Genomic DNA, 26,662 nt, shown 5'->3' with positions numbered 1-26,662 from the left:
CCGCGCGCGAGAGGCTTGACGAGCCTGCCGTGGGTAGGCTCGGCAGAGGTCCAGCAGATCGCCAAGACGACCAGTGACCAGGCGGCCGAGGATCGACTTTCACCTGCGATGTCGCCCTGCCAACCGGGTGGGCCGCACACTATCTCGCGAGAAACGGCAAACGCTGGCGTAGCTGCTGGCGCTGTCCACGACGCCTGTGGTCTACCTCTATCTTGATCGTCTGCAGCAAACGTTCCGCGACCGGCCCGCGCCGGCGCAGGAAGCTGCGTCAAGCTCCACCGCCGCTTGAGATCCCCGCCACCAACCTGCCTCGAGCGCGCACTCGGTCGCGCCCCCCGTTCAGCTAACAGGGAATTTAAACGCCGGAATTGCCTTTTAATAGCGCATCGGCAGCTCGTTCCCTAATCCATAGATGCTGGGCTCAATCATCGGAGCTGCATCATGCAGGACTGCAACGTAGCCGTCGCGCAAACCAGTTTGAAAACCACGGCGATCAATCGGACGGAGTCATCCCCGTTTGGACGGTACGCTGGCGCCATACGCCGTTTCGAGATGCTTGAACAGGAGCAAGAGCAGCAGCTTGCGCGCCGCTGGCAAGAGTTGGGCGATCAAACAGCTGCTGACGCCCTCGTGACCAGCCATCTTCGGCTCGCCGCGAGCGTGGCGAAGCGCTATCGGGGATATGGCCTCCCGCTCGCTGACATCATCTCCGAAGCCAATCTCGGTCTGGTCATGGCCGCATCTCGATACGAGCCGGCTCGAGGCTCGCGCTTCTCGACCTACGCGCTGTGGTGGATCAAGGCTACGATCCACGACTACATTCTTCGATCCTGGTCACTGGTCAAGATCGGAACGACGGCTGCCCAGAAGAAGCTGTTCTTCAGTCTCAGGCGCGAAATGAGGAAGCTTGCCAGCGAGACGTCCAGCCTCACGCCGGAGGTGGCCGATGCCATCGCTAAGCGGCTGGAGGTTTCGCCTCGCGACGTTCTGGAGATGGACAGCCGCCTGAATGGCGACCTGTCGCTGAACAGGCTGGTTAGCGAAGATAGCGAGACGGTGGACTGGCAGTCGAGGCTGGTCGACCCATCGCCGACGGCGGAGGCGCTCCTGGCCGAACACGACGAATCTGAGCAGCAAGCACGCGCGCTGCGCGCCGCAGTGGATACTCTTACGTCACGCGAACGACGCGTGTTTGAGGCGCGCCGGCTAAACGACCGCCCTGCCACGCTCGAGGTCCTGGCGTGCGAACTGTCGATCTCTAGCGAGCGCGTCCGGCAAATCGAAACCTGCGCGTTTGAAAAGGTCAAGCGGGCCGCCAGGAGGAACCTCAGGCCGGACAGGTCGGCATCGAATTCCGAGCCGGAGGAGCGCAATAAACAGATGGAAGCGGCATAGAGCTTTCTTCGACAACGGCGGCGGGCCTATCACCGCCGGTTCGGGCTCGCGCGGGACCGTAAAGCTCGCCGGAGCGCCTTGGACGCAACACGAGTGAGGCCGATAATGCGACGTTCGTAATCGCACGCTGGAGAGCGGGGCAATCGCCTGACGCTTCATTTCTCCGGCGTTCTGGATGTCATTCTGGAGACGGGAATATGACCGCGTGCCGGAGATCCACGGAGGGATCATGATGACGTTTCCACGCGGTTGTCCGGATCCGCGCAGTCGCCCGGAGTCAAGAGAGGCTTGAGCAATCGGGTGCGGGTGACTCGACCCTGTGCAGAAGGTCCCGCAGCCTGACGGGCCGCAAGTCTGCTCCAACGTGTCGCAATCGATCGAACGACCGATCTGGAATGTTCCTGCCAGTCCTATTTCTCGTCGGGAGACGGCATTGGGCTGACCGAATGATGGATCAGCCCAATGCTGCTTGGAAGCCAACGTTGGCACGCGCGGCTTATCGACTCAAAACGGCTGAGGCTCGCAAGGGACATTGTCGCCCGTCCACGGCGCCGTCGCAAATGCGCCCACGCGGGGGCCGGAACGCAGACACGCCCGTCAACGTCACGCTCGGCAGTGGAGGCAGCCGCCGCCACATGCCGTTGGGCTACGTAGTGCTCGCGAGCCATGGCAGGCGTCGCAAGCATGGCGGTCGCGATCAGTCCGGCCGACAACAGCTTGATTTTGGTCATCGAACTACTCCTATGAAGGGTGAAGCCAAACCATTTGGCTTTCACCCACACAGGTCGGAGTCGATGCCGGGATTCGAAATGCAATATTCGCTCACGGACGTTCAACGCGCTGTGAGTTACTGCCCAAGGGAAGCAAGCTCCCGGTTGACAGTCAATCTACACACAACGAATCGTTACTCTGCGCTTGCGGCGCCTTTCCTACTTCTCTGTATGAAAGGACTTTCGTCATGAAGAAGATCTGTGTTCTCCTAGTCGCCCCCTTTCTCGGTCTTATAACCAACCCGACATTCGCCCGTGGGGGAATGGGCTTGCATCAGACGCTCAGGACAGGCGGCGTCTTCGGCTCCAGCGCAGCTACACCCGGGACCAACTCGTTGGGTACAGCGCTGTCGTCGGACGCCGTGAGCAACGGCCATCGCATGAATGGCCCTTTGCTGGGGACCAATCCCGCCATCGACCGTGAAGAGGCGAAGGTCGACAAGATGATTAATTCCATCTGTCGGGGCTGTTGACTCCGGCGAAGCTCCGACTGGTTTTTCCGAACCAACTGACTCGATGCTGCGAGCAGAGGCTTAACGAGCACTGATAGCATTGCACAGCCGACGTTCTGCGCGTCGGCTTGCAAAAATGTGGCCAGCTGCGAACGCGCATTGCACAGGATAGCGCCATAGCTCGTCGCCACGCCTTTCGCGCTGCGTTCAAAGCCTCAGGGGACAACGGCGCAATCTCTCGACGCCTCAACAGTCGCAAACCTCTGGGCAGTGGTGGCCGAGCCAATTGAAGCCGCCGCACAGCTTGTAAACTCGAATTTAGTCGGCCTAAAAGCCAATTTAATAACTCCGCGCGCCAGCCTCGCTACCTTCTTGGACAGAACTTTGGGCGATTCTGCGAGCAGCGGTGGCTGCCCTCCAGGTTCGTCCTCACTTTTCCAGAGGAGGCGTTAATGCCGACCAAAACAGTCGCCGACCAGTTCGTGGAAAGCCTCGCGGCTGCGGGAATCAAACGCATCTATGGCGTGGTCGGCGATAGCCTCAACGGCCTCACCGACGCTATTCGCCGCCATGGGAAGATCGATTGGATTCACGTCAGGCACGAGGAAGTGGCGGCCTTTGCCGCCGGCGCCGACGCGCATCTGACGGGCGAACTCGCTGTGTGCGCGGGCAGTTGCGGACCCGGCAATCTTCACCTCATCAATGGACTGTTCGATTGCCACCGTTCGCGCGTGCCCGTTCTTGCGATCGCTGCACACATTCCCTCACCGGAAATCGGCAGCGGGTACTTTCAGGAGACGCACCCGCAAGAGCTGTTTCGGGAATGCAGCCACTACTGCGAGCTCGTGTCCGGATCCCACCAGATGCCGCGCGCCTTGGAGACCGCGATCCGGGAGGCGGTCGGCAAGCGCGGCGCGTCAGTCCTCGTCATTCCGGGGGACGTCGCCTTGCAGGTCGCAGCAGTGGCGCCACCGCCGAAGCGCGCAATGTTGCTACCACCTGTTCCGGTCGTCACACCCGCTCCCGCCGATCTCGATCGGCTGGCGAAATTGCTCAACGACGCAAGCCGCGTGACGATCTTGTGCGGCTCAGGATGCGCGGGCGCCCATGACGAGCTGCTCGCCCTCGGTGAATTGCTCCAAGCACCGATGGTGCACGCCTTGCGCGGCAAGGAACACGTTGAGTGGAGCAATCCGTATGACGTTGGCATGACAGGGCTGATCGGCTTTTCTTCCGGTTATTACGCCATGCGCGACTGCGATGTCCTGTTGATGCTGGGGACCGATTTTCCTTACAGGCAGTTCTATCCGGAGGCGGGTGGTGCGCGCATTGCGCAGGTGGATTTGCGGCCCGAGAATATCGGCCGCCGGGCCTCGGTCGATGTCGGAGTCGTTGGCGGCGTGAGCGAGACGCTTGCGGCGTTGCTGCCATTGCTCACGCAGAAGACCGACGCTGCGCATCTCGTGCAAGCCCAGCGACACTACGCCAAGGCGCGCAAGGGGCTTGACGAGCTTGCCGTCGGCAGGCCGGGCGGCGGATTGATCCACCCTCAGCAAGTCGCGAAAGCGATCAGCGAGCAGGCAGCTGAAGATGCGGTATTCACCTGCGATGTCGGTCTGCCGACAGTGTGGGCCGCCCGCTATCTCGAGATGAACGGCAAGCGCCGGCTACTCGGATCATTCTGGCACGGTTCCATGGCCAACGCCATGGCGCAAGCCCTCGGTGCGCAAGCCGCGTGTCCGGGTCGGCAAGTGATCTCGCTCTCTGGCGACGGCGGCTTCACGATGCTGATGGGAGATTTCCTTACCCTCGTTCAGCAGCGCCTTCCGGTGAAGGTCGTCGTGTTCAACAACAGTGCGTTGGGCTTCATCGAGCTCGAGCAGAAGTCGACCGGAATACTTGATTATGGAACCGAGCTCAAGAATCCGAATTTCGCAGCGATGGCCGAAGCCGCGGGGATTCGCGGCATTCGCCTCGAAGACCCGGCCGAGGTCGATAATGGAATCGCTGCGGCGCTCGCCCACGACGGGCCAGTTCTCATCGATGCGGTTGTGAACCGAACCGAGCTCGCGATGCCGCCCTCGATTACGCTGGAGATGGCGAAGGGCTTTACGCTTTACATGATCAAGGCCGTGATCAGCGGACGCGGCGACGAGGTCGTGGACCTCGCCCGCTCCAATCTTTGGCGCTGAGGGAGGCAGCAATGGAATTCACAGCGCTGCTTCTGTCGCGCCTTCAGTTCGCTTTCACTATCTCCTTCCACATCATCTTTCCATCGTTCACGATCGGCCTTGCAGCGTGGCTCACGATTCTGGAGGCATTGTCCATCGCGACAGGACGCCCCGCCTACCGCGCGCTCTTCGAGTTCTGGCTCAAGATCTTTGGCGTTGCCTTCGGTCTCGGCGTGGTCTCCGGAATTGTGATGGCGTTTCAGTTTGGCACGAACTGGAGCGAGCTATCCCGGATCTCGGGGCCGATTCAGGGGCCGCTACTCTCCTACGAGAGTTTTACCGCGTTCGCATTGGAAGCGAGCTTCTTTGGAATTCTGCTGTTCGGCCGCAAACGCGTTCCGCCGTGGTTTTATCTTTTCTCCACCGCCATGGTGGCTCTGGGCACGACGCTTTCAGCCTTCTGGATCATGGTCAACAACAGCTGGATGCAGGTGCCGGTCGGTTACGCCATGCAAAACGGCGCTTTTGTTCCGGTCGATTGGTTCAAGATCATCTTCAGCCCGGTTGTTTGGGTGCGTTTCCCGCACATGTTGCTCGCCGCCTATCTCACCGGCGCGTTCTGCGTGGCTGCCACGGGAGCGTGGTACGTGCTGAGACGGATCTACACCCCGGAAGCCCGTATCATGCTTCGGATGGGCCTGTATCTAGCTGCCGTGCTGCTTCCCATTCAACTGCTGTTTGGCCATCTCGTCGGCGATTACGCGCATGACGACCAGCCGGCGAAGTTCGCGGCGATCGAGGGCCGTTGGCACGACGAGCAGCCCGCGGGCGAGGTTCTGTTCGCTGTGCCTGACGCGGCCTCGCAGACCAATCGGTACGAAATCAAGATTCCGATTCTCGGCAGCGTGATCGGCAGCATGAGCTTTGATGCCAGGGAAGTCGGCCTGACCAGCTTTCCGCCGCGGGACCGGCCACCGGTGCTTATTCCCTTCTTCGCCTTCCGCATCATGGTCGGCTGCGGCCTCTTGATGTTGGCCCTCGCCGCGCTCGGCTCCTACTGGTGCTGGAAGCGCCGGATTCACCGCAATCCGCTCCTGCTCTGGTCGATATTTCTGAGCTTTCCACTGCCTTTCATCGCGACGCTGAGCGGCTGGTTCACGGCGGAGGTCGGACGCCAGCCCTGGACCATCTACGGGCTGCTTCGGACCGCTGATGCAATGACACCCTTTTTGACAACTCGTACGGCGGCGATTTCGCTCGTGGTGTACTGCGCTCTTTATACCTTCATCTTCGTGTTCGGGATTTTCTACATCTACCGCCTGCTGCGGACAGGCCCTGCAGGCAGCCTCGTGATGGCGACCTCCGGCATTCCCAATCGCCCGATGTCGGCCGCCGACCTTCAAGGCAACCCCGCCCTTCCGCTCACCGCAGGAGAATAGCGATGGTGATGTTCTGGGTCGCGGTATTGGCGATCAGCATCCTGCTTTACGTATTGCTGGACGGCTTTGATCTCGGCGTCGGCATTCTGTTCGGCATCACCCCTGGTGAGGCGCCACGGCGCGCGATGGTGAGCGCGGTCGCGCCGATCTGGGACGGCAACGAGACTTGGCTGGTGAGCGCCGGCGTCGTGTTGTGGGGAGCGTTCCCGCTTGCGTATGCGACACTGATTTCGGCGTTCTATTTGCCGGTCTTGCTGATGCTGGCCGGACTGATCCTGCGCGGCGTCGCGTTCGAGTTTCGTAGTAAGGCAGCACGGACGCGGTGGATCTGGAACGCTGCATTCGCGGGCGGCTCCTTGGCCGCGGCATTCATGCAGGGCCTGATGGTGGGCGCGCTGGTTGAGGGTCTTCCGATGGTCGGCGCGCGCTATGTCGGTGGAGCCTCCGGCTGGCTAAGTCCGTTTTCGGTGCTGTGCGGCGTTGGGCTCTGTCTTGGGTACGCACTGCTCGGCGCCTGCTGGCTGGTACGGAAATGTGAGGCCGACGTTCGCGACGCGTCTTATCGTTTCATTCCCTATTTGTCGGTCGCCCTGCTCGCCTTCCTGGCCATCGTATTTGGCTACGCCTTGGCGGAGGACCTTCCGGTAATGACGCGCTGGCTCGACCGACCTTCCTTGTTTGTCTTCCCGATAGCCGGCGCACTGGCTGCCATCATGCTCGCTACAAGTGTCCGACTTCGTCAGGATACACTGCCGTTTCCGATGGTGGCACTCATCTTCGTGTCCGCGTTCGGCACGCTTGCGATCTCGTTCTGGCCCTACATGATCCCGTTCGCCATCACCATCGATGAGGCCGCCGCGCCTCACGCGAGCCTCGCCTTCATGTTCTGGGGCGCTGGCCTGTTCGTCTTCCCGCTGATGCTGCTCTACACGGCGATCAACTACTTCGTATTTCGCGGCAAGATCAGTTCGACAGCCGAGCATTACTAAAGCGAGAGTTGGCATGCTCAAAGAGCTCGGCGCGGGTTCGGCGGCGACCGGCACTGGGGAGTTGACCAGCTTGGCACACCAGCTGCGTATGCCACTACCAGCCAGATCATTAAACTGGAATTTAGTGGTTCTCTAGTCGAGGCGCCCTAACTCACCAAGTGAGCATCAAAATCAATTCGGGACGCCATGAGTACTTCTGCGACAGTCAACATCGTCAGCCCCTCTCAATTCGATCAGGGAACGGCGCAGACTCCAGGATGCGAGCGTCGCGCCGCGATCGCACCGGAGCTCAATATCGCTTCGGCCATCTGGGGTGGACTGTTTGAAGTGGGACCGGGATCACAAACCGGTGTTCATCATCACGGAGAGCAAGAGACGATTGCCTACGTCCTTTCGGGCATCTGCGAGATCCGCTGGGGCGAGAGAGGCGAAACTTTCGCGAAGGCGAGGGCCGGCGATTTCATTCATGTGCCCGCCTTCCTGCTGCACATGGAGATCAATCCTTCGAAGCAGGAACCGTTTCGATGGGTCCTCGTGCGCAGCACCGCGACGCCCGTTGTTATTAACCTCCCTGACGAGGCCTGGCCCACACTTCCGGTGCGCTCATGATAGATCCAGGAGCAGCACACATCCGGCGCCGCCAGATCTTGGTTGCCATGGTCGCAATTGCCCTGGCCGCCTTCTTGGCGATCGCTCTTGTGAGCTCGCGCAGCGTCGCCGCCGGGCCTGGAGCGCCCTCGCCTGCTGCTATCCCATATCTGCCGAGCATCAGCGATCTGATGATCGAGACGATCCAGCCGCGGCACGAACGACTTTGGCGAGCCGAGCAGGAGGGAAACTGGGATTTTGCGGCCTACGAACTTCGAGCGCTCCGTGGCGCATTCGATCGGCTCGGGCGGTCCCATCCAACCGACCAGCAGACCTCTCTTCCGCAGATGATTGCCTCCGTCATGGAACAGCCGTTCAGGGAGCTCAACGGTGCGATCCAAGCCAAGGATGGCACGGCATTCGCCAAGACCTACGCCGGCCTGACCGACGCATGCAATTCGTGCCATCAGGCTCTTAACCACGGCGTCGTCGAAATCCGCCTACCGAGCAGGACTTCCCCATTGGATCCAAATGCTAACGATGTCCCGCACAATTGAAGCTCTCACTGCGTACCGAAGGCATTGCCTAGCCGTTCCGACAGAGCGGCACGCTTGCTACACGGCTAAATTGAACAATGTGCTCGCTGTCATCGCGATCGTACTATCCCGCTGCTAACAAGAAAGGAAATTCGCATGCGCCTAGCCCTTCTCTCAACCTCAGAGTTCACTCCTGAACAGAAAACGCTCTATCGCGACATGCGCAGCGGAATCGAAACAAAATTCAAGGGATTTGAAGCCATCAATCGTCAGGGCATATTGATCGGCCCGTGGAATCAGTGGCTGCGTTACTGAAAGTTCGGCGGACCAATTTGGGAGCTTGTCAAAGTTCTGTCCTTCTCGCCGACGCTGCCAGGTTTGGTGCGCGAAGTGGCAATCCTTGTCACCGGCGCGCATTTTCGTTCGGCGTACGAGCTTTACGCCCATGGCTCTATCGCGGAAGCGGCCGGGCTATCAGAAGACTAGATCGCGGCAATCGCGGCCGGGCAGCGCCCAGGAAATCTCACGGATGAGGAGGCCGTCGCATATGAAGTTGCTTCCGCCCTCGTCTCTGGTGGCGTTCTTGCAGAGATCGTTCACCGGCGAGCCGTGGGGTTTTCGGCGAGGAGGGTGCCGCAGAACTCATCTACCTCGTGGGCCTGTACTGCCTAGTTTCGGTCACCTTAAACGGCTTTGACGTCCCGGTGCTAGACGACAAACAATCGGTGTTGACAATTCAGGGCAATCCAGCCGATTTTTGTTCGGAAGCGTAACATGTTGTCGCGACGGACATCCTGGCAGTCCACGGCGGTCGCCGGAAGGGCGCCTGCGCAGGCGGCAAACCGGCCACGCCACTACATCAAGCCCCGCTTACGACCATTCTCCTTCTCGTATTGACGCAGGCAGCCTACGTCGTAGCTCGCATGATCCACAGAGCCTGCAGGCGCTCCTGCTTTGCGCGCGGCTGCGGGCGCTTGCTCCTCTAACAGTGCCTCCGACCGAAACGTGACTACCGACCGGGAAAGCTCGGCGCGTTTCAGGCTGGGCCCTCATCATGCGACCGTCGAATCTATCAGCCGGCGCTCTTAGGCCTGACCATGGTGGGGCGAATGACTACGTCAGATCGAGACAAGACATATTGCCCGGCGCGTCGGATAAAGGTTCGCTGACAGCTGGACCTTCGCAATGTTGCGACGCGATCGGAGAACTGAACAGGCTCATCGGCACACCCAAAGCTACGCCGTAACGCATCGAACTTCCTGCAACTGCTGCGCGCTCTTCAACGGCGCGTGCGTATCTTTAATCAGCCGGCGACCGATCAATCCTTGCAGCATTTCTTAGGGCGCGTTCTCATCGATCGCTGTTCCCGCCGAGCAGCGGACCTTTCATGGCATGACCACCGGTCCCGGATGCCGGGAGTGCCGTGAAGGAATTCGCTCCTGCCGAACCGGCGCTCGTATCGAGGGCGCTAGCAGTCGAGATGTGCGATCCCATGCCGCGCAGACAAATGCCGAGGCTCCAGAGAAGACGAGCTGTGATGCAAAGAACGGAAGCGGCCTCATGATTTGTGCTCCACGTGCTGAGGTGATCTGCTCTTGAATCTAGGCGCCAAATGCGCTGCGGCAGGGCACGACCGCGTGAATGGATCACGACTACAAATGCAGATTCCCGCATCTGCGCACAGCAAACATAAGTCGACAAATGGCGTAGCAGCCCCGACTTGATTTCATCTTCTCGGAAGAGTGATCCGCAACAACGCCGGGTTCTTGCGAGGAATGCCTACATCAATCGCGTAGAAACTTCCAAGGAAACGCACTGACAGAGCAGCCGTCATCGCAAGCCGCGATCTCTCCGCACGAGTGAGACAACGGAGACGAGTATGACTGTTTTCAAGATTCTGACCGCTGCGGCCCTGATCTCGATGGCGACAATTCCATCTGCCTATGCAGCATGGTCCTTCGCGGATCAAGAGCCTGCGGCCTTCGCATCGATGTATCCCAACCGGGATGTGCTGAATGGCGGGGCCTTGACATCTGCAGGCAGAATGGGCCTGGAGCGAGCCGGCGGTGCGGCTCCCGTGTTCGCCGGAGGCAACATTTATGTGCGGCCTCGGCATCGCTAACGCTCGCCCGACACCTAGGCAAGGCATCGTGCGGGGTGCGGCTGTTGCAAAGCGCCGCCCCTGCTTGCCGCGTCGAACGGGCGATGCGCCGCATCTTGAGCAGGTGACATGAGCTCAGGAGCCGAAGCATAGAAGGCCGCTACACTCTGCCAATGGCATTCGCACCGACCGGACTATGAATTCAGATTTAGTGTTTGAACAGCGATTTTAGTCGATCGGTTTCACTAATCTGCCTACGTTCTGATCGCGGCCGCAGCGGAGTGCCGACCTAACAAAGATGCATCGCGAGGTAAGAAGGCCAATGATCTGGTGCGCGCTGGCGTCGATGAAAGCAGGGCCGCGCACGTTGCCTATCCAGTCATGATGATGCTGCATGGCGTGGTCATGCATCGGCTATTGAACAAGAAGCCGAGTCCGCTCGGCCGCACGATCGCTGCAGCCTGTCTCGATGCTTGCATGACTCTCCTCGAAAGCGCGCGGCATGGCAAATAGCCGTTAGCGCAACCGTGAACGAGCGCAATGCGTTGCGTCAGCCGACCGCAACCAAATGACCTCTCTGACAGCGATATCGCGGGGCAGAACGATCCGGACGTGCGCGGCGTAATTTTGACAGGAGCGGGTGACAAAGCCACTGGCGATGCGCGTATGGCAACGGAATGCGAAGCTTTGTGTAGTTCTTCAGATAGGGTTACCTGCTACTGTTGCCCAGGCGGGTTCATCACCGCCCTTGCGTCGCCCGAGCGGCTCATGGCTTCAGCCGACTTGACAAGTTTCGCCGGCCCCGGAGAGGTCGCACCCGCGCTGCTTACGAAGCGACCCTGCACCGGTTTGGGCGCCAGCGCGACCACCGCTGCATCGGGACTGCCCGCTTGCACAACCATATCGGTGGTGACGAGATTGGTCAGTCGCAATTCTTCCCGAGATAGTTCGTGCAGATCTTCCCACGGCGGTACGTTCAGAGCCAGGGCCAACAAATCACCCGCGCCGCCCATGTCGAAGGTGTATTTGGCGAGACGCCCGATATCGCGTTCCACGATCGTTAGATCATCTGCGCTGTAGGTCGCGGCCTTGGCGTCATTGGCGCGGTCGCCGAGCCAGATCTGATGCACCCGGACATGGGCCGTGTCGGGCACGTAACGTGTCGTGCCCGACAGGAGAAGGAACACGCACATCGACTCACAATACGCCACCGGCGCCATGTTGGCAGGCGCGCTCTGGGTAGTACCGGTCTGGACGCTGGTGCCGACGGTGGTCAGTGCCCCGAGCTGGCGGAATCGCCGTCCAAGCGCGATCGAGGCGTTGACCGAACCGCCGCTGGAGTCCAGCACGATGGTCGCGCCGCCGAGCCGCCGTCCGCGGGCAAACTCATCGAAATCCGTTGGACTATCGGCAGTCACGATGCCGGCCGCGCTGACCCAGCCCCGGCAATTCGGCTGGCAATCGATCCAGGTGAATTTCATCGGCAGTTTGCGTGCTTCGAGGGTGACGCCGGCATGCACTGGACCGCTCAGCATAGCCACCAACGCGATGTAGAGGCCGGCACCAACGAGCAGCATCCAACCTCGGATTTCCGCCCACCGAGCGCGACTAGAAGCTCGATCGGAGATGCGGGCCCGCTCCGAGGATTTGGTCCTCAACACTGTCGCCAAACCGATCGAGAGCGAAACGGCAAGCAGGAACACTGGTATCACGAACATGATGACGTAACCTCGACCGGCTATCGGGTTGGCTTAGCCGCATCGCGACGGCGCGCATACACCGGCGATAGCTGGTGGTGCCCTGCCCGCTGTACGGTCTCAGAACCGAAGTTTTGCCAGGCTTGATGTTTGGTCCGCAATTTCGGGACGGGGCCGCGCATGTAATGCAGGTCGGGTCGGTAGCTGTCGCGCACGTCGAGGATCAGGTTGTGGAGGAGGCTGGCGAAGTCCGATGCTGACTCAGCCGTCTTGCGAGCAAAACCTGACAACGTACTTCCATCTACGGTTCTCATCACTGAACTCCTCAGTCGTCTTGCTGTCCGATATCGACGCTAGACGGCTTTGCCGCAATACGAACAAGTCGGGAGCTGTCCTTCCAAACGATGGAAGGATACGTGCGATGGCTTAGTGCATGGACCACCCGTGGTGCCCCAAAGGAGAAGGTCTGGTGGTTATGCGGCGAGCGAGATGTCGCCTAAAAGGACGGCTTGACTGAGCAAGCAAGACTTTCGCACTCCGACTTGCGGGAGCGAGGCTCTGCCACTTGTTGCTGTTGAGAGCAGCCGTACGAAGCCACCAGTCTTGAAGGCCGACGCGATTGCGATCTGCAGATTTAGACCAAAACAGAAAGAGCTCGCCTTCCATCTGTCCGTGCCGGTTCCGGCAGTCGCGATCCAAGTCGCTGACGAAACTGACCGGGCGCCTGACCCGTTGCTTGCCTGAATGCCGTTGTGAAATTGGCTTGGCTGGAAAAACTAAGCGCCAGCGCGATATCCACCAATGGCCGATCGCCGTGCATCAACAAGGCCTTCGCGCGCTCGAGGCGCTTGGCACTGACGTAGCGATGAGGAGATTGTCCCACTGCCAGCCGGAAGGACCGTGAAAAATGGTATCGGCTCAGGCACGCAATCGCTGCCATGCGGTCTATGCTGAGATCGCCTTCCAGGTTCGCTTCTATGTAGTCCAGCACACGCACAAGTCTGCGCCGATCGAGCCCCCGAAGTGTGTGGCGAGGAAAGGATTGAGCGGGAAATACGGTGACATACTTTTGAACCAGCCTCGCCGCCAGAGTGGATGCGAGGGCTCCAATGAGCAAACCGCCGGCGGAGGTTTCACTCTGTAGCTCCGATGCAATCGCAAATCCGATCTCGGCCAGAAGCAGATCTTCGAATGCCCTTTCGTAGCTCAGCGCAGTGATTGCGGATGGGTCGACGTTGACTTCGACATTGCTCCGCGAGAAGTGGCGGACAGGAAGATAAATATGCAAAATCTTCGTCAGGTCTTCGGCGATATCAACCGAACCTTCCTGCAAACCAGGAGGAGAGAGCCAAACTGTACCTCGCCTTGTGAGTATCCGGCTTTCGACGCCTGGGGCGCGCCGCGTAACCAGCGATTCATTGCCATGGATATCGAAGCAAATCCTGATTTCGGATGGTGGGGTCCTCCATGGGATCACCGCTTTGCGAACGCTGGTACACAGCTGAGCCGACAGGCCAGACCAAGCGATCGGCCGAAGATGACAGTATCGCCTCGAAACCATATTGCTCCAAGCCATATCGGCTCACGGTGGTCGGTTGATCATGGATTTCCACGACACGCCCCTACAGAATTGGCCTCAACGGTTTTGCAAACCAAATGTTGCTCACGCAACGATTTTGCGCAGAAGAACAAGCTTGGCCTTTTGAATCATAACAACGTCGCCGCGCTGGTTTATTGTCCGGCTTAGCAGAACTATCGTGCCGCGATCAGGTCGAGAGCGCGATGGCGTAACTTCAACGACTTCGCTCTCCACATGGAGGATGTCTCCGGGACGGGTCGGCGCCGGCCAACTCAGCTCTCCCCCGGCGCCGACGAAGCCGCCGGCGAGCGGCGGACCAGTCTCGACATTTAGACGCATCGTAATTGCGGCGGTGTGCCAACCGCTCGCCGCCAAGCCCTTGAAATACGTTTGCTCGGCGGCTTTTTCTGTCCGTGTGAAAGGGCTGCGGATCGAATTGAATCGCGAATGCCTTGATCTGCGCTTCGTCAAGCCTATGCGATCCGCTGGTAAAGCGTTGACCGACATGAAGATCGTTAAGATACAATTGGCCCGACCGGGCTGTAGTTGCAGCCTCGCTGTTTACTTGAACCATGCTCATGTCTGTCTCCTCAGGTCTGACGTTGGTGACGGTCATTTCGGGCTGGCTTCGCGCGCTACCCGACTGCTCAGGCGGCGATGCTGGAATTTCCTGCGACCAGTCGCTCAGTCTTGTTCCGGGCCTCGATAGCCTTGACTGAGTTTTCAAACGCCCTTTCCAAAACCCGCCTGCCGATGGTCCCGAGCACGAAGCCGAGCAGCCCCCCCGAAAGATTTTTGCCGTCGCGTGTGACAACCACATCAATGTCGGTCGTGCCGTTTGGCTGACGGGTGAAGGTGTAGGTGTGGCCCGACGCGCCGCCCCACACATTGGAGTCGGTCGTCGTGAGGACGAGGCGGTTGGGATCGGACCAGTTGTAGTGCAGGCGCTCCCAGATCCCACCCGAGCCTTCCGTGACATCGGCCTGCCAGCCGCCGTGGTGGTGCACCTTGAGGTATGCATCGGCACTGTTGCCAAAGAGCGTCGAGCGGCCCGGCCCAAAATCGGTAAGTCCGGCGACGTACTGCTCGGGCGTCGCGGTGGTTGTGCGATGAAGGTGGATGGTGGACATGTGCGGTTTCCTTGTAGTTCCGCCAAACGTCTGCTCTGGGCTGGGTCGAAGTTCAGTTCGTGGCAGCGTTCGCCCTGCGAACGAGAACGCTGTCACCCGTCCGGCTGATCTCGATCGCGCCGGCTTGCTGCGGTGTTGACGGAACCACGCGCTGGCCAGGTGCAAGAACAGATACGATACGGATCGGCTTTCCTGCCTGCCCCTGAGCGAGGGTGGCCACGACGTGAAACTCATCACGTTCGACGGTGTAATAGGCGACCCCCGATATCCCGCCGAGATCGATGCTGTGGCCCTCCATCGGGCGCAGACCATCTGCACGGGCGGCCGCCAGCGAGGCGATACCGAATACGGCGGCGAAAAGCATGCTGCGAATTGACATGGCGATTTCCCCTGTTGGTCGACGATCGGGCACGGCTTGGTCGTTGATCACGACAAGAAGTCGCCGCCCTGATGAATCCAGGTTCCGCTGATCGGATGGACCATTGGTGCATTGTCGGGCTGCTTGTTGACGGAATCCGCCGGCGGGAAAACGCTGTCGTAGTTCGCGCGGGCTTGTCGTATCAGGCGGAGTCGTTCACGCTCGGCTTTCGAGATAAATTGGACAATCTCACCCATACTCGCCTCCATCTGTAACGCCGTGTGCCGGCAGGTCCTGGTTGGCAGATGGTGCGAAGAGCCCGGGTCAACAGCCGGAGAAACCGGAAGAGATCCTTCCAAATTCTGGAAAGTCAGGGCCGAGTGCTGACCATCTCAGTCAGGCTGAAGGTGCGCACGAGCAAACCGGGGCAGAGGTCGTGTGCAGACGTGGTCCGCCTTTGGAGCCCAAAGGCGCCCCCATCTTTCGGGCGGGGCTCTCAGCGTCGCGCCGATGCCCGCCTACTCCGCGAAGACTCGCTTCAACCGCGGCGCGGCAAAGTCCAGGAAAGCGCGTACTTTGATCGGCAGAAACCGGTTGGCGGTGTACACCAGATTGACCGGCAGTGACGGCGGCTGGAATTCATCCAGCACGGTTGTCAATGCTCCTTCCTCCGGACCAGCCTCGATTTGATAAGCAAAGGCGATTGAAATTCCCATGCCGGCACGGGCTGCGGCACACGCTGCTTCAGCGCTGCCGACCGTGAGCCGCGTATGTACCGGCGCCGCTACGGTCGCCTTGTCTCTGACGAATGTCCAAGCATCGGGTGGCGAGAAGCCGGGATAACTGATGCAATCATGCCCGACCAGATCTTCCGGCGTGCGTGGCGTTCCGCGAGCCGCCAGATAGGCGGGACTGGCGCAAACGACTCGGCGCGTCCTGCCGACCCGTAGCGCGACCAGGCTCGAATCCGGTAATTCGCCGATCCGCACCGCGACATCGATTTGCTCCTGAGCCAGACTCAGCTTTTGATCGGTTGGGATCATTCTAACCTTGATATCCGGATAGGTCTTGAGGAAGTCCGCGATGATCGGCATGAGGATGACACGCCCAAGACCCAACGGGGTCGTCACAGCCAGCTCGCCAGTCGGGGTGATATACTCACCGGATGCCGTACGCTCCGCTTCGGTCACATCTGTGAGAATGCGCCTGCAGGCCGCAACGTAGGAAGCTCCTGCATCCGTTAGCACCAGCTGCCGGCTCGATCGGTTGAAGAGCTTCGTCCGCAGGTGAGACTCAAGCTCGGATACGTTGCGGCTGATCGTTGTGAGCGGCGTTTTCAATCGTCGCGCCGCTGCGGATAAGCTCCCCTGCTCGACCACGGCCAGAAAGGTTGACATCGCTTCGAGCCGATCCATCCTATCCCCCTTTCCACAGTTCGGAAGAATATCTTTCGATTTTGCCATATCGCCTCAGATTTCGGAAGACGGCATCGTCTGCGCGCAGGGGGGTCGCCGTGTGGCGCGGCCTTCCGCTGCTCGGAAGCACCCTTTCCGCATACGCCCCCTTTCTAAAGCCGGACGCCCGATTGATCTCCTTGGAAGGAAGGCATGAGGCCTGTCCTCAAACACTGACAAGGAGAGTTGAATGACAAGACATATCGAGCCCTATCGCTACGAAATTCAGCATGGCGATGACGCCGACTTCGTCACCTATCAGCGCAATTCAGGCGACGGCGTGTGGCAAACGATCTCTATGTGGATGATTCCGGATCCAGCGGGCCAGTAAGTGCAGGCCAGCCGCGCTGCATCGCCCGTCGATCTTTCGGCCAAGATCGTGTCAGCCAATCTCGACTCTCCAACTTCGAGGACATTTGCTCGAAGCCCACTACATTGTACTCGACTCGACGCGTTCGCAGCGATGGAAACGGCTCAAGCCACGTCGACAGCAACAAATGACAAAGCACCGGGAATCCGGGCAAAGCCGCGTGCACTCGGACCTCGTATGACCAGCGCAGTCCATCCCGACTGATCAGGAGCTGACATGAAAGATATTCTTTGCGTCGCCGCCTTCGTTGGCAAGGTGCTGTGTCTCATGGTGTTTGTGACCATCCTTAAGCCCGAGGGCAGCATCGGCGCCGCCTGGACGTCAACAATATCCGCCGACCGCAGGATGGAGCGTTCGGGAATGCAGGAATGCGACGTGAACGTCTTTGCAGCGCCGCAAGCCGGCGCCAAGTCATGCATTGCACGTCCGAGAGTAGCCCATTGGTGAAAAACATTCCGGGGATGCCACAATCGTCATGACCCATTCTTCCTCATTCTGGAATCGACACGCTGCCCTCGTCTTTTCGCTGAAGACGTTTGCCGCGGCCATGCTGGCATTTTCGACTGCGCTTCTGCTGGATATGCCCCGTCCTTACTGGGCGATGGCTTCAGTTTATATCACCGCAAACCTGCTCTCTGGGGCAACCTACTCGAAAGCCGTCTATCGCATTCTGGGTACGGTGATCGGTGCGGCGGCGACGATCGTCCTGGTCCCGAACCTCGTCAATGCGCCGGAATTGCTCGGCGTCGCAATCGCGCTGTGGGTCGGCATTTGCCTCTACCTCTCGCTGATCGACGGAACACCGCGCAGCTACGTCTTCATGTTGGCCGGTTACACCGTGGCGCTGCTCGGGTTTCCGATCGTCTCGGTGCCTCAGTCGGCCTTCGACATCGTGGTCGCCCGCCTGGAGGAAATCACGCTGGGAATTGTCTGCGCCAGCGTCGTTGCTAAGGCCGTCCTGCCACGGAGCGTCGCCTCTGCGGTAACTGCGCAAGCGGATGCCTGGCTCGCCGCCGCACGCCGGCTTGGCGTGGATGTCCTCACCGGCGATGGTAGCGATCAGGATAGTGACAACGAACGCATTCGACTTGCGGCCGCGGCTTCCGAAATCGACCAGCTTGGACGGCATCTCGGCTATGAGGTGGCCGCTTCCACGAATATCGCGCAAGGATTGCAGCGTCTGCGTCAACACATGCTGTCGCTACTTCCCCTGCTCGGATCGATAGAGGACCGCAAGCTCGCACTCAACCCGGACGGAGAAGCGTCAGCACGCCTTGGCGCAATTTGCGTACGGATAGCGCGGTGGCTCGAAGAGGGCGGTCGCGATGGACAGGAAGTCCGTGCATTGCGCGTAGCGCTTGATGAAGTCCAGCCGGCGCTGAACATGTATGCCGGTTGGACCGAGATCACGGTCGCCGGCCTCGTCATTCGGCTGCGCAATCTTGTCGACGTCATGCACGATTGCCGGCTTCTGCGTGAGGCGATCGCCGATGGCCGCGATCCTGAGCAGCTTCCGCTCGTCTTCAGACCTGACACGTCGATCATATTCGTTCCGCATCGGGACCACGGATCCGCGCTCCTGGCGGCTGCGTCCGTCGCCCTTGCGGTGCTGGGCTGCTGGGGCTTCGCGATCGCGGCCGGGTGGTCTGACGGCGTGGCCGCTCCGCTGTTCGCCGCGGTCGTCGGCAGCCTGCTCGCCGGCGTGGATGACCCCTCCCGACATTCCGCAATTTCTACGGACTATTCCTCATCGTCATCGCGGTGCACGGAATCTACCTGTTTGGCGTGCTGCCACGTATCACGGCCTTTGAGATGTTGATTGCCGCGCTGATGCCGGTCTTCGTGCTGTTTGGCTGGATGGCCGCGCGACCCGCGACCGCGCGCGTCGGTTCAATGCTTGCTATCTATTTCTCGGTGCAATTGGCGTTGACTGAGACTTACTCCGCCGATTTCTCGTCTTATGCCAATTCCAGCGTAGCACTGATGTTTGGGGTCGCGCTTACCGGCGTCATCTGCGGCATCGTTCGCCTCCTCGGGGCTGACTGGATCGCAAGCCGACTGCTCCAAAGCAACTGGACAACGCTCGCTGCGGTCGCCGAACGTAGGTCGGATCAGGATCGTTTTGCGCTTGCAAGTCTCATGCAGCATCGCTTGGCGCTGCTTGCGGCGCGGATCACGATCGTTCCTGCCGAGGCAAGGAGCGACGCCGCCAACCTTCGCCAGCTTCGAACGGCGCTAAACATTCTCGACGTCAGGCAGGCCGGCGCTGGCCTGCCCCGACGCATGAGGGCGGCAATCGAAGCATTCTTCGCCCGTCTTGCCCCGATATGTAGGAACCACACGGCCGGCCCACTTCCCGAAGACTTGGTGGGACAACTCGACGACACGATCGCATCTACATTGCAGGAGCCCTCCGGCGAAGCTCGCGATCAGGTGCTCATGGGCCTCGTCGGCGTTCGCTCAGGCCTCTTCCCGGGATCGCCCGCCTATCAACCACGAGAAATCGAACACAGGACAATTGCCGCATGAAATACGAACTTGATCTATTTGGCGTCATCGTTCCGAGCCTCCTGTTCTGGAGCGTGCTTGCCTATGTCCTCGCCCGGGCAGTGAGCAAGGTGATGGGGAGAAACGGCCTCTATCGCCATGTCTGGCATCCCGCGCTGTTCGATTTCGCGCTTTATGTCTGCATCGTCACCAGCCTCGCCTTTGCTTCCAAGGAGTTCTTGTCATGAAAGTCCCTGTTTCGTTCTCGAAAGCCTTGTGGCGCGGGTTCACGATGAAGTGCCCGAACTGCGGTCAGGGCCATCTGTTCAATCACTTTCTGAAGGTAGTCGACAAGTGCGAGATCTGCGGCGAGGATTACACGCCGCAGCGCGCAGACGACCTTCCGGCTTATCTTGTGATCGCTATCGTTGGCCACCTTGTCGTGCCGGCGCTTCTTGCCGTCGAGATAACCTATTCGCCTCCCGTTTGGCTTCAATTGCTGATCTGGCTACCAGTTACCGGGGTTGCGGCATTCTTCTTGCTGCAGCCTGTGAAGGGGACAATTGTTGGCCTGCAATGGCAAACCGGCATGCACGACTTCGAAGCTGCTAAGCGCCGCCGGGATCGAGAGATCCGCGATGGTGTCGCTCCTCTACCGAACCTCGTCTCCAAGGAGTTGGTGTCGTGAAATCCCTTCTGAATTCCCTAAGCCGCTTCTCGCTGACCGGCGTCATGGTGCTCGCCGCAGTCTTGGCCAGCTACAAGCTGTGGGACTACTATTTTGAAGCGCCTTGGACCCGTGATGGTCACGTTCGCGCCGATGTGGTTCCGATTGCTCCCGATGTCTCCGGCTTCGTCACTGAAGTCCTCGTCAAGGACAACCAACAGGTGAAGCGCGGCGACGTGTTGTTCCGGATCGATCGCGCGCGGTATGAGATAGCGTTGAAGCAAGCCGAGGCGGTGTTGCTGGGCAGAGGCGCCACGCTCGAGCAGGCCAACGCCGACCTGACGCGCTACAGCGCACTGACGCCCGGCGTCGTCGTCTCCAAGCAGAAGATGGATCAGGTCATCGCCACCCAGGGTTCGGCCCAGGCTGCCCATGACCAAGCCGCCGCGGACCTTTCTCTCGCTAGGCTCAACCTGGAGCGCAGCGAGGTGCGAGCCTCGGTCAATGGTGTAGTCACCAACATGGAGTTGCGTCCGGGCACCTATCTCACGCCCGGCAAGGGTGTGATGGCGCTGCTCGACTCCGACACGCTGCACGTCCAGGGCTATTTCGAGGAGACCAAGCTGCCGCGCATCCATATCGACGATTCCGTGAATGTGCGGCTGATGGGCAGCGACCATGCGCTGCGTGGACGGGTCGAAAGCGTCGCGGCCGGCATCGAAGACCGGGATCGGAGCGCGGGCGCCAGCCTTCTCGCCAATGTCAATCCGACGTTCAATTGGGTGCGATTGGCTCAGCGTGTGCCGGTCCGGATCGCGCTCGACCGGCCCGCCGAGCGCAACGAACTCGTCGCCGGTGCCACGGCGACTGTCGAAGTGCTCGGACCGGCTCTGCGCCAGCAGGCCGAAAGATAGCCACGGGCAAGCCACCCCTGATGCCGTACGTGGCCGGATTGTCACTCGTACGTCTGACTTTTCATCAGACCACTTCGTTCTGGACGATGCTAGTAGCATTGTTGGCATCGCTGAGTGCTGGCATCCTTTGCGCTCAAATGCGGGACGCGCTTTGCGCGGGCCACCACGCCGTTGAGTTCCGGCCGGGTGCACCGGCCGGCAAAATCAGCGCCCTCACCGGGGCCACCTTCAAGCACACGCACGGCGACTTATACCCGCAACCATGCCCGGCGGCGGCGCCGACGCGTTCGCGCACTCGGAGCATCCACAAATTTCGCTTACGCACCAATTGCGTGTGACTGCCGGTTTACCGTCCGCTCGCCGACCAGCGTACCGTCGAGCTTCTCGATTGCGATCCGGTCCGGTGTGAACATCGTGCGTTGATCGGGAGCCCCGAAAGGTGTGATGGAAGAGCGCTCCTCGTGCAGCCACACAGTCATCCGCCGCGGGTTGCGGTCCTGTATCAGGCCTTTCAGCGGAAAGAGGCCGCCACCGGTGACGATGGTGGCCTCAACTTTGCTGTGTTGCCGCCAACGGTCTAGACCGCCGTGCGCTTCGAGGATCTGAGCGAGCAACGTGTCCATGGATACCTCATGTCTTCACGATGGCGACCCGGTGGCGATCTACTTGCGAGCCGCCGGGGCCATGAAAGCCACGCGCCATGAGCGCGAGCAGCTGAAATCTAATTTGAATATTCCCAGAAATCGTCTGGAACAGAGCTTCCGAGAGCAGCCCGCATGGCGTCCCGAAAAAGTTTCGCTGCGGGCATTGGACGAAACGCAACTGTCCGATCGACGATGAGTCCCTCATCGTTTTCCTCGATAAGGTCGAAACTTTCTAGCTCGTGACCCTGAATCTTCCCCTTCCATCTGAGTAAGGTTCTGCGGTCGTCTAGCTTCCACTCACCTGTATAGGCCCCTTCTCGTAGAGTGGTCGAGGCCGCAAAGATCTGTGCAACCGCCGCACGACCTTCGATGGTCCGTATCAACACTGGACTGTGAAAAACAACATTCTCAGCGAGCATTGTTTCGTAGTCAGCTGTGGTGGCGTGGCCTGACTCACGAAGTTTTCGGATTGCATGCATGATAAATGGCTCCTTCGCGGGTTGATGAGTCCTATGCCTGCTGCGTGACAAGTCTGCTGCCCCACTGCGAGGCCGGATTCCCGATCGGGACAGATTCCAGCATTTTGGCGTAAAATTCGGCGCGATCGATGTTGTTGTATTCCAGCCGATCGATACGCGCCGTTTCCGGCTCATTAACGCGAACAAGTCGGTGAAGTCGGACGAAACGTCACGACCGCGGACCATCGACGGGATGCGACAGCTTTGGCCTCTAGATCCGCTGAGTCAAGCCGCGCATTATCTGAAGAGTGACTGCTGTCCATCGGGCGAAACGGATTGTTCGCGAGGCCGACTCCTGGGAGGAGCCGGTCGTTTACGTTGGTGGTGATCGATCGTGTTCCCGTCGGCCCCGCGGCGAGTCTGTCTCGCGCCGGCCGCATGGCTACGCTCTCGGACGAGCCTTAAGACCGAATGAACGTTGCACAAATGCATCAACTGGAACCTGCAGCAGCAATGCCAAACTCAATCGCCCTTGCAAGGCTTCCAGGGCCATAGGGAAACTTCATCAAAACAGGGGGATGTGACGTGCTCAGGAAAACATTCGCAACCGCAGCGCTGGGCCTCGCCGGTGCGCTCGCGGCATCGCAAGCTCATGCACAGTCGGCAAGCAGTGATCAGGAAATTGCGCTGTTAAAGCAGCAATTGAGGCTCCTGGAGCAGAAGCTCGACAAGCTCCAGAAGCAGACCGCGGCAAACACAGTGGCTGCGGCAAGCGCGAAGGCGGAGGCGAAGCTCGAGGCACGGTCCGAGGCAAAGGCCGCGGTCGCAAACGCCAGTGCCGCCATCCCGGTCAAAGGTCCGGCGGCGGCAGCGGCGGTCGTGGTGACGATGCCGAACAACCGGCCGACGATCTGCACCGCCGACGAGGCGAACTGCGTCGCCATCACCGGGCGCGTGCATTGGGATGTCGGCGGCTACGACTATAGGCCCAACACGGCGGCGACCTTGCCGCAGAGACTCGATAGCGGCGAAAATCTCCGGCGCGCACGCATTGGCCTTGCCGGCAAGTTCTTCAACGACTGGAATTTCGCCCTGGTCTACGACTTCGGCGGCACCTCCGACGGATTCGGCGGCGCCGCGCCAGGATCCCTGCCAGGCGGCGGCGTATCCGGCGTGGAAAACGCGTTCCTCAGCTACACCGGGCTGAAGCCGTTCGGCGGTCGGATGGCGATCGAGGCCGGCATCATGGACCTGCCCTACACCTTGGACGAGGCCACCAGCTCGAACGATATCCTGTTCATGGAGCGCGCCTCGTCCGGCGTCATCGCCACCAACATTGCCGCCGGCGACTTCCGCTCCGCGGTCGGAACACGCTGGTACAATGACCAGCTCTGGGTTGGCGGCTACGTCACAGGACCGGCGACCGGCGCGATCCATTCCGCCTCGAGCGTTGCACCGGCGGGCACGACCGAGCAATACGGCGCCGTGGCGCGCATTGCGGGCAATCCCATTAACGGCAAGGACTATTCGGTCCATCTCGGTGCCGATGCGCAATGGCTGATTCAACCCCCGCGCAATCTCATTGCCAACACGCAGACCGTTACGCTCAGCGATCGACCGGAGTTGCGTCTCGACCCGACGACGCTGGTTTCGACAGGCGCGATTGCCAACGTTTCGGGCGCACAGGTCTACAGCATTGAAGCCGCCGCGACGTATGGACCGCTGATCCTTCAGGGCGAGTATTTCTGGTACAACGTCGATCGCACCGCTAACACAGGTTTGCCGCCCTTCGGTGCGCCGAGCTTGAAGTTCCAGGGCGGGTATGCGCAAGCGGGTTACGTTCTGACCGGCGAGAGCCATGCCTACAATCCGGCGTCGGCCTCCTATGGCGGCGTCAAGCCGGCCCATCCGTTCTCGCTTGAGGGCGGCGGCTTGGGCGCGTGGGAGGTCGCGGGGCGCTTCTCGACCATCGACCTCAACGATCAGCTCGCGAGCGCCAACGGTATCGCAGGCGGTCGGCAGACGGTCTACACGCTCGCCCTGAACTGGTATGTCAACGGCAATGTCCGCTTCATGCTCGACTACCTACATGGCAACGTATCGAAGCAGGCATCGCCGGTCTCGACGGCGGACGTCGGCTCGAAATTTAATGCAGTCGCGATGCGCACCCAGTTCGCGTTCTAACACATGCATTCCGGGCGCGGCCTGGCCGCTCCCGGACCAACCCGGCTGATAACGATCAGTCGATCGTGAAACGGCCGGTCAAGCCAAACGTGGCCGGGAACGGCTCGCAGGCACGTCGTACGTTGCTTCGCTGCCTGCAACAGCAAGGCAGGGCACTGCCGCACGCCCGCGTTTCCTCGGTTTCCTGAATAAAACAAGATTCCCTAGGCCGGGCGAGTGCCGCCCAGGTCAGGAAGACTGCGACGCAGCCTATGTCGGCAGCTCACGGCCAGACAATTCGGCCGCCATGTAGTCGGCGTACCAGTCCGGCCAGTTTGCATCCGGAGCACCGATCCTTTTCTCGTGCTCACCGTGCGCGGCCGCAGCGCGACGAAGCGCACCCGCAAGTTCGGCCGGCGAGGAGAACACTGTTTCTTCCGCGTCAACGCGTCCAGCCAATCGCGTGGTGATCTCCTGGAGCAGCCAGGTGTTTCCGTCTGGATCACTGAATGAGGCGAACGAGACGTAACTGCGCCCCGCGGGATCTCGTCCATTGATGGGTGGCTGTCCTGGACCGGCGCGGTGGAACACGTCGCCTACCTTGGCACCGCGTTCGACCAGTTCGGCGCGTGCAGCCTCGATGTCCGAGACGACCAGATAAAGGTTCTGGGCTGCTCCGGGAGCGGCCGACGTCAATCCCTTGCCGAAATGGATTGAGGCCGGTGAGCCTGGAGGCGTGAACTGTACCACGCGGAACGACTCGCCAGCGACAAAGTCTGCGTCCAGCCGCCAGCCCAGCTTGCCATAGAAGGATTTTGCGCGATCGACGTCCGAGACCGGGAGAACGACAGCCTCGAGCTTCAAATGGATTTTAGCTGCTCGGGGAGGCTTGATCGCAGATCCGCTCTGCTCCTGACTCACGCTCATGTGCAACTCCTATGCTGTTCGGTTAGGACGGCCTATTTATTGGGTTTCCCGCAGGGACCTGAATGCAGTCCGCAGCTCAGCCGAGAAGATTTGCGGTTGCTCCCAAGCCGCAAAGTGGCCACCCTTTTCAAGCTTGTTGTAGTGGATCAGGTTAGGGTAAGCCCGCTCTGCCCAGCTCCGCGGAGCTTGGTAAATCTCATCGGGAAAAGCGCTTACCGCAACCGGAATCCTGACGCCCCGAACATCAAAGAAGCCTCCCCCGGTCGAGATCTGCGTGGTGTCCCAATAGAGGCGTGCAGAAGAGACCGCAGTGTTCGTCAGCCAGTAAAGCGTGACGTTGTCGAGGATGTCATCACGCGTCAGGCCCTCAGTTGCTCCGTCGAAAACCCGCGCGATAAGCTTGTAGCTGCGGATGTCGTGATCGATCATCCACGCGGCGAGCCCAACCGGCGAATCCGCGATGCCGTACAGGGTTTGCGGGCGGTTTGACATCTCCAGGGCGTATGCAAGCCCCTTTCCGTAGAAATCGGCCAGTTGGTCCCACGCCTTGCGTTCCTCCGTGGTGAGATCGGCGGGCGGCGTCTCGTGGAACGCAAGCGCCTTTGAGATGTTAGGCGGAACCGTCGCTGCCATGTTGGTGTGGATGCCAAGCAGTCCTGCTGGCCGCTGCAGGGCCATCACCTCCGAAACAGCGTTCCCCCAGTCGCCGCCCTGTGCGACATACTTCGCGTAACCGAGGCGCTGCATCAGCGTCGCCCAAGCGCGGGCAATGGTGACGGGAGTCCAGCCGGGCGCCTTCGGCTTGCCCGAGAAGCCATGGCCGGGCAAGGACGGAATCACGACGTGGAAGGCGTCGGCGGCGCTACCGCCGTGAGCGGTGGGATTGATCAGTGGTTCGATGATCTTCAACTGCTCGATCATCGAGCCGGGCCAACCATGCGTGACGATGAGCGGCAGCGCGTCTTCATGCTTGGATCGAACATGTATGAAATGGATATCAAGGCCGTCGATCTCGGTGATGAATTGCGGCAGGGCGTTGAGCCGCGCCTCCACCTTGCGCCAGTCGTATTCCGTGGACCAATAGCGCGCGAGCTTTTCTGTCGTTACAAGCTGAACGCCTTGCGATGCATCACCAACCGTCTCCCGATCCGGCCATCGCGTCGCCAGGACGCGTCGGCGGAGATCGGAGAGTTGCTCTTCCGGCACATTGACGTGGAAGGGACGGATAGCGTTGGCGGGCGCAGCCGCCAAAGGCGACGGAAGCAGGCTTGCGGCACCGGCTACCGCGATACCCATGGCAGCCGCACCCAGAAATTTGCGTCGATCTTGATCGATAACCTCGGTAATGATGTTGGTCTTCATGACGCTCTCCC

Annotated in this window: 26 protein-coding genes and 3 pseudogenes; 16 read left to right on the top strand and 13 right to left on the bottom strand. The window is 60.3% G+C overall.

The window, feature by feature from the left end:
- Positions 1-441 precede the first annotated feature (441 nt).
- Complete coding sequence (gene rpoH, locus AB8Z38_RS33900; RefSeq protein ID WP_369721905.1) at positions 442-1,395, top strand: RNA polymerase sigma factor RpoH; 954 nt, start codon at positions 442-444, stop codon at positions 1,393-1,395.
- Positions 1,396-1,899: 504 nt separating this feature from the next.
- On the opposite strand, the pseudogene AB8Z38_RS33895 reads toward rpoH, so the two are convergent.
- Positions 1,900-2,126: pseudogene (locus AB8Z38_RS33895) on the bottom strand (hypothetical protein).
- Positions 2,127-2,353: 227 nt separating this feature from the next.
- Between AB8Z38_RS33895 and AB8Z38_RS33890 the strand changes: the two are divergent.
- The 8 genes and pseudogenes from AB8Z38_RS33890 to AB8Z38_RS33855 all read left to right on the top strand — a co-directional run bounded on the left by AB8Z38_RS33890 (position 2,354) and on the right by AB8Z38_RS33855 (position 10,462).
- Entirely contained in the window at positions 2,354-2,638 is a 285-nt protein-coding gene (locus AB8Z38_RS33890; protein WP_369721904.1) for a hypothetical protein, read from the top strand.
- A gap of 431 nt (positions 2,639-3,069) precedes the next feature.
- Positions 3,070-4,809, top strand: coding sequence for a ubiquinone-dependent pyruvate dehydrogenase (poxB, locus tag AB8Z38_RS33885; protein ID WP_369721903.1), 1,740 nt, complete (start codon positions 3,070-3,072; stop codon positions 4,807-4,809).
- A gap of 11 nt (positions 4,810-4,820) precedes the next feature.
- Positions 4,821-6,227 (top strand): cytochrome ubiquinol oxidase subunit I, encoded by a 1,407-nt coding sequence (locus tag AB8Z38_RS33880; RefSeq protein WP_369726672.1) that lies wholly within the window; start codon positions 4,821-4,823, stop codon positions 6,225-6,227.
- A 2-nt stretch (positions 6,228-6,229) separates the two neighbouring features.
- Entirely contained in the window at positions 6,230-7,216 is a 987-nt protein-coding gene (cydB, locus tag AB8Z38_RS33875; protein WP_369721902.1) for a cytochrome d ubiquinol oxidase subunit II, read from the top strand.
- Positions 7,217-7,402: 186 nt separating this feature from the next.
- Entirely contained in the window at positions 7,403-7,825 is a 423-nt protein-coding gene (locus tag AB8Z38_RS33870) for a cupin domain-containing protein (RefSeq protein ID WP_369721901.1), read from the top strand.
- A gap of 47 nt (positions 7,826-7,872) precedes the next feature.
- A complete protein-coding gene (locus AB8Z38_RS33865) occupies positions 7,873-8,361 on the top strand; it encodes a cytochrome family protein (RefSeq protein WP_369721900.1) in 489 nt (162 codons plus the stop codon).
- Positions 8,362-8,496: 135 nt separating this feature from the next.
- Positions 8,497-9,113, top strand: a pseudogene (locus tag AB8Z38_RS33860) (carboxymuconolactone decarboxylase family protein).
- A 1,106-nt stretch (positions 9,114-10,219) separates the two neighbouring features.
- Positions 10,220-10,462 (top strand): hypothetical protein, encoded by a 243-nt coding sequence (locus tag AB8Z38_RS33855; protein ID WP_369721899.1) that lies wholly within the window; start codon positions 10,220-10,222, stop codon positions 10,460-10,462.
- A gap of 695 nt (positions 10,463-11,157) precedes the next feature.
- Here AB8Z38_RS33855 and AB8Z38_RS33850 read toward each other — a convergent pair.
- From AB8Z38_RS33850 to AB8Z38_RS33815, 8 genes are all read right to left on the bottom strand, one after another.
- Positions 11,158-12,018 carry a hypothetical protein gene (locus AB8Z38_RS33850; RefSeq protein ID WP_369721898.1) on the bottom strand — a complete coding sequence of 287 codons (861 nt, stop codon included), beginning with the start codon at positions 12,016-12,018 and terminating at the stop codon, positions 11,158-11,160.
- Positions 12,019-12,179: 161 nt separating this feature from the next.
- On the bottom strand, positions 12,180-12,452 hold the full coding sequence (locus AB8Z38_RS33845) for a hypothetical protein (RefSeq protein WP_369721897.1): 273 nt from the start codon (positions 12,450-12,452) through the stop codon (positions 12,180-12,182).
- A 320-nt stretch (positions 12,453-12,772) separates the two neighbouring features.
- Entirely contained in the window at positions 12,773-13,471 is a 699-nt protein-coding gene (locus AB8Z38_RS33840) for a helix-turn-helix domain-containing protein (RefSeq protein WP_369721896.1), read from the bottom strand.
- A 330-nt stretch (positions 13,472-13,801) separates the two neighbouring features.
- Positions 13,802-14,188 (bottom strand): dehydratase, encoded by a 387-nt coding sequence (locus tag AB8Z38_RS33835; RefSeq protein WP_369721895.1) that lies wholly within the window; start codon positions 14,186-14,188, stop codon positions 13,802-13,804.
- A 176-nt stretch (positions 14,189-14,364) separates the two neighbouring features.
- A complete protein-coding gene (locus AB8Z38_RS33830) occupies positions 14,365-14,847 on the bottom strand; it encodes a hypothetical protein (protein ID WP_369721894.1) in 483 nt (160 codons plus the stop codon).
- 52 nt (positions 14,848-14,899) lie between these two features.
- On the bottom strand, positions 14,900-15,277 hold the full coding sequence (locus AB8Z38_RS33825) for a hypothetical protein (protein ID WP_369721893.1): 378 nt from the start codon (positions 15,275-15,277) through the stop codon (positions 14,900-14,902).
- Complete coding sequence (locus AB8Z38_RS33820; protein ID WP_369721892.1) at positions 15,274-15,462, bottom strand: hypothetical protein; 189 nt, start codon at positions 15,460-15,462, stop codon at positions 15,274-15,276. Before AB8Z38_RS33820 ends, AB8Z38_RS33825 begins: the two co-directional genes overlap by 4 nt.
- Before the next feature lie 261 nt (positions 15,463-15,723).
- Positions 15,724-16,620 (bottom strand): LysR family transcriptional regulator, encoded by an 897-nt coding sequence (locus AB8Z38_RS33815; RefSeq protein ID WP_369721891.1) that lies wholly within the window; start codon positions 16,618-16,620, stop codon positions 15,724-15,726.
- Between the two features lie 229 nt (positions 16,621-16,849).
- Between AB8Z38_RS33815 and AB8Z38_RS33810 the strand changes: the two genes are divergently transcribed.
- The 6 genes and pseudogenes from AB8Z38_RS33810 to AB8Z38_RS33785 all read left to right on the top strand — a co-directional run bounded on the left by AB8Z38_RS33810 (position 16,850) and on the right by AB8Z38_RS33785 (position 21,097).
- Positions 16,850-16,990 carry a hypothetical protein gene (locus tag AB8Z38_RS33810; protein WP_369721890.1) on the top strand — a complete coding sequence of 47 codons (141 nt, stop codon included), beginning with the start codon at positions 16,850-16,852 and terminating at the stop codon, positions 16,988-16,990.
- A 255-nt stretch (positions 16,991-17,245) separates the two neighbouring features.
- Positions 17,246-17,476: a hypothetical protein gene (locus AB8Z38_RS33805; protein ID WP_369721889.1), complete on the top strand. Its 231-nt coding sequence runs from the start codon at positions 17,246-17,248 to the stop codon at positions 17,474-17,476.
- Between the two features lie 28 nt (positions 17,477-17,504).
- Positions 17,505-19,558: pseudogene (locus tag AB8Z38_RS33800) on the top strand (FUSC family protein).
- Entirely contained in the window at positions 19,555-19,764 is a 210-nt protein-coding gene (locus tag AB8Z38_RS33795; RefSeq protein WP_369721888.1) for a DUF1656 domain-containing protein, read from the top strand. Before AB8Z38_RS33800 ends, AB8Z38_RS33795 begins: the two are co-directional and overlap by 4 nt.
- Complete coding sequence (locus tag AB8Z38_RS33790; protein ID WP_369721887.1) at positions 19,761-20,204, top strand: DUF983 domain-containing protein; 444 nt, start codon at positions 19,761-19,763, stop codon at positions 20,202-20,204. Before AB8Z38_RS33795 ends, AB8Z38_RS33790 begins: the two co-directional genes overlap by 4 nt.
- Positions 20,201-21,097, top strand: a complete 897-nt coding sequence (locus AB8Z38_RS33785; protein WP_369721886.1) for an efflux RND transporter periplasmic adaptor subunit — start codon at positions 20,201-20,203, stop codon at positions 21,095-21,097. The genes AB8Z38_RS33790 and AB8Z38_RS33785 overlap by 4 nt, the downstream gene beginning before the upstream one ends.
- Before the next feature lie 317 nt (positions 21,098-21,414).
- On the opposite strand, the gene AB8Z38_RS33780 is transcribed toward AB8Z38_RS33785, so the two are convergent.
- On the bottom strand, positions 21,415-21,720 hold the full coding sequence (locus AB8Z38_RS33780; protein ID WP_369721885.1) for a hypothetical protein: 306 nt from the start codon (positions 21,718-21,720) through the stop codon (positions 21,415-21,417).
- Between the two features lie 98 nt (positions 21,721-21,818).
- Positions 21,819-22,220 (bottom strand): hypothetical protein, encoded by a 402-nt coding sequence (locus tag AB8Z38_RS33775; protein ID WP_369721884.1) that lies wholly within the window; start codon positions 22,218-22,220, stop codon positions 21,819-21,821.
- Positions 22,221-22,784: 564 nt separating this feature from the next.
- Here AB8Z38_RS33775 and AB8Z38_RS33770 point away from each other — a divergent pair.
- Positions 22,785-24,383, top strand: a complete 1,599-nt coding sequence (locus AB8Z38_RS33770) for an OprO/OprP family phosphate-selective porin (protein ID WP_369721883.1) — start codon at positions 22,785-22,787, stop codon at positions 24,381-24,383.
- Positions 24,384-24,632: 249 nt separating this feature from the next.
- Here AB8Z38_RS33770 and AB8Z38_RS33765 read toward each other — a convergent pair whose 3' ends face one another.
- Together AB8Z38_RS33765 and AB8Z38_RS33760 are read right to left on the bottom strand one after the other, a co-directional pair.
- Complete coding sequence (locus AB8Z38_RS33765) at positions 24,633-25,289, bottom strand: VOC family protein (RefSeq protein ID WP_369721882.1); 657 nt, start codon at positions 25,287-25,289, stop codon at positions 24,633-24,635.
- Between the two features lie 36 nt (positions 25,290-25,325).
- The gene (locus tag AB8Z38_RS33760) at positions 25,326-26,651 is read right to left on the bottom strand and encodes an epoxide hydrolase family protein (protein WP_369721881.1); all 1,326 of its coding nucleotides are present in this window, start codon (positions 26,649-26,651) and stop codon (positions 25,326-25,328) included.
- Between the last annotated feature and the right edge of the window lie 11 nt (positions 26,652-26,662).

It is taken from the genome of Bradyrhizobium sp. LLZ17 (assembly GCF_041200145.1).
Lineage (GTDB): Bacteria > Pseudomonadota > Alphaproteobacteria > Rhizobiales > Xanthobacteraceae > Bradyrhizobium.
This window is presented reverse-complemented; position numbering and strand designations above follow the sequence as displayed.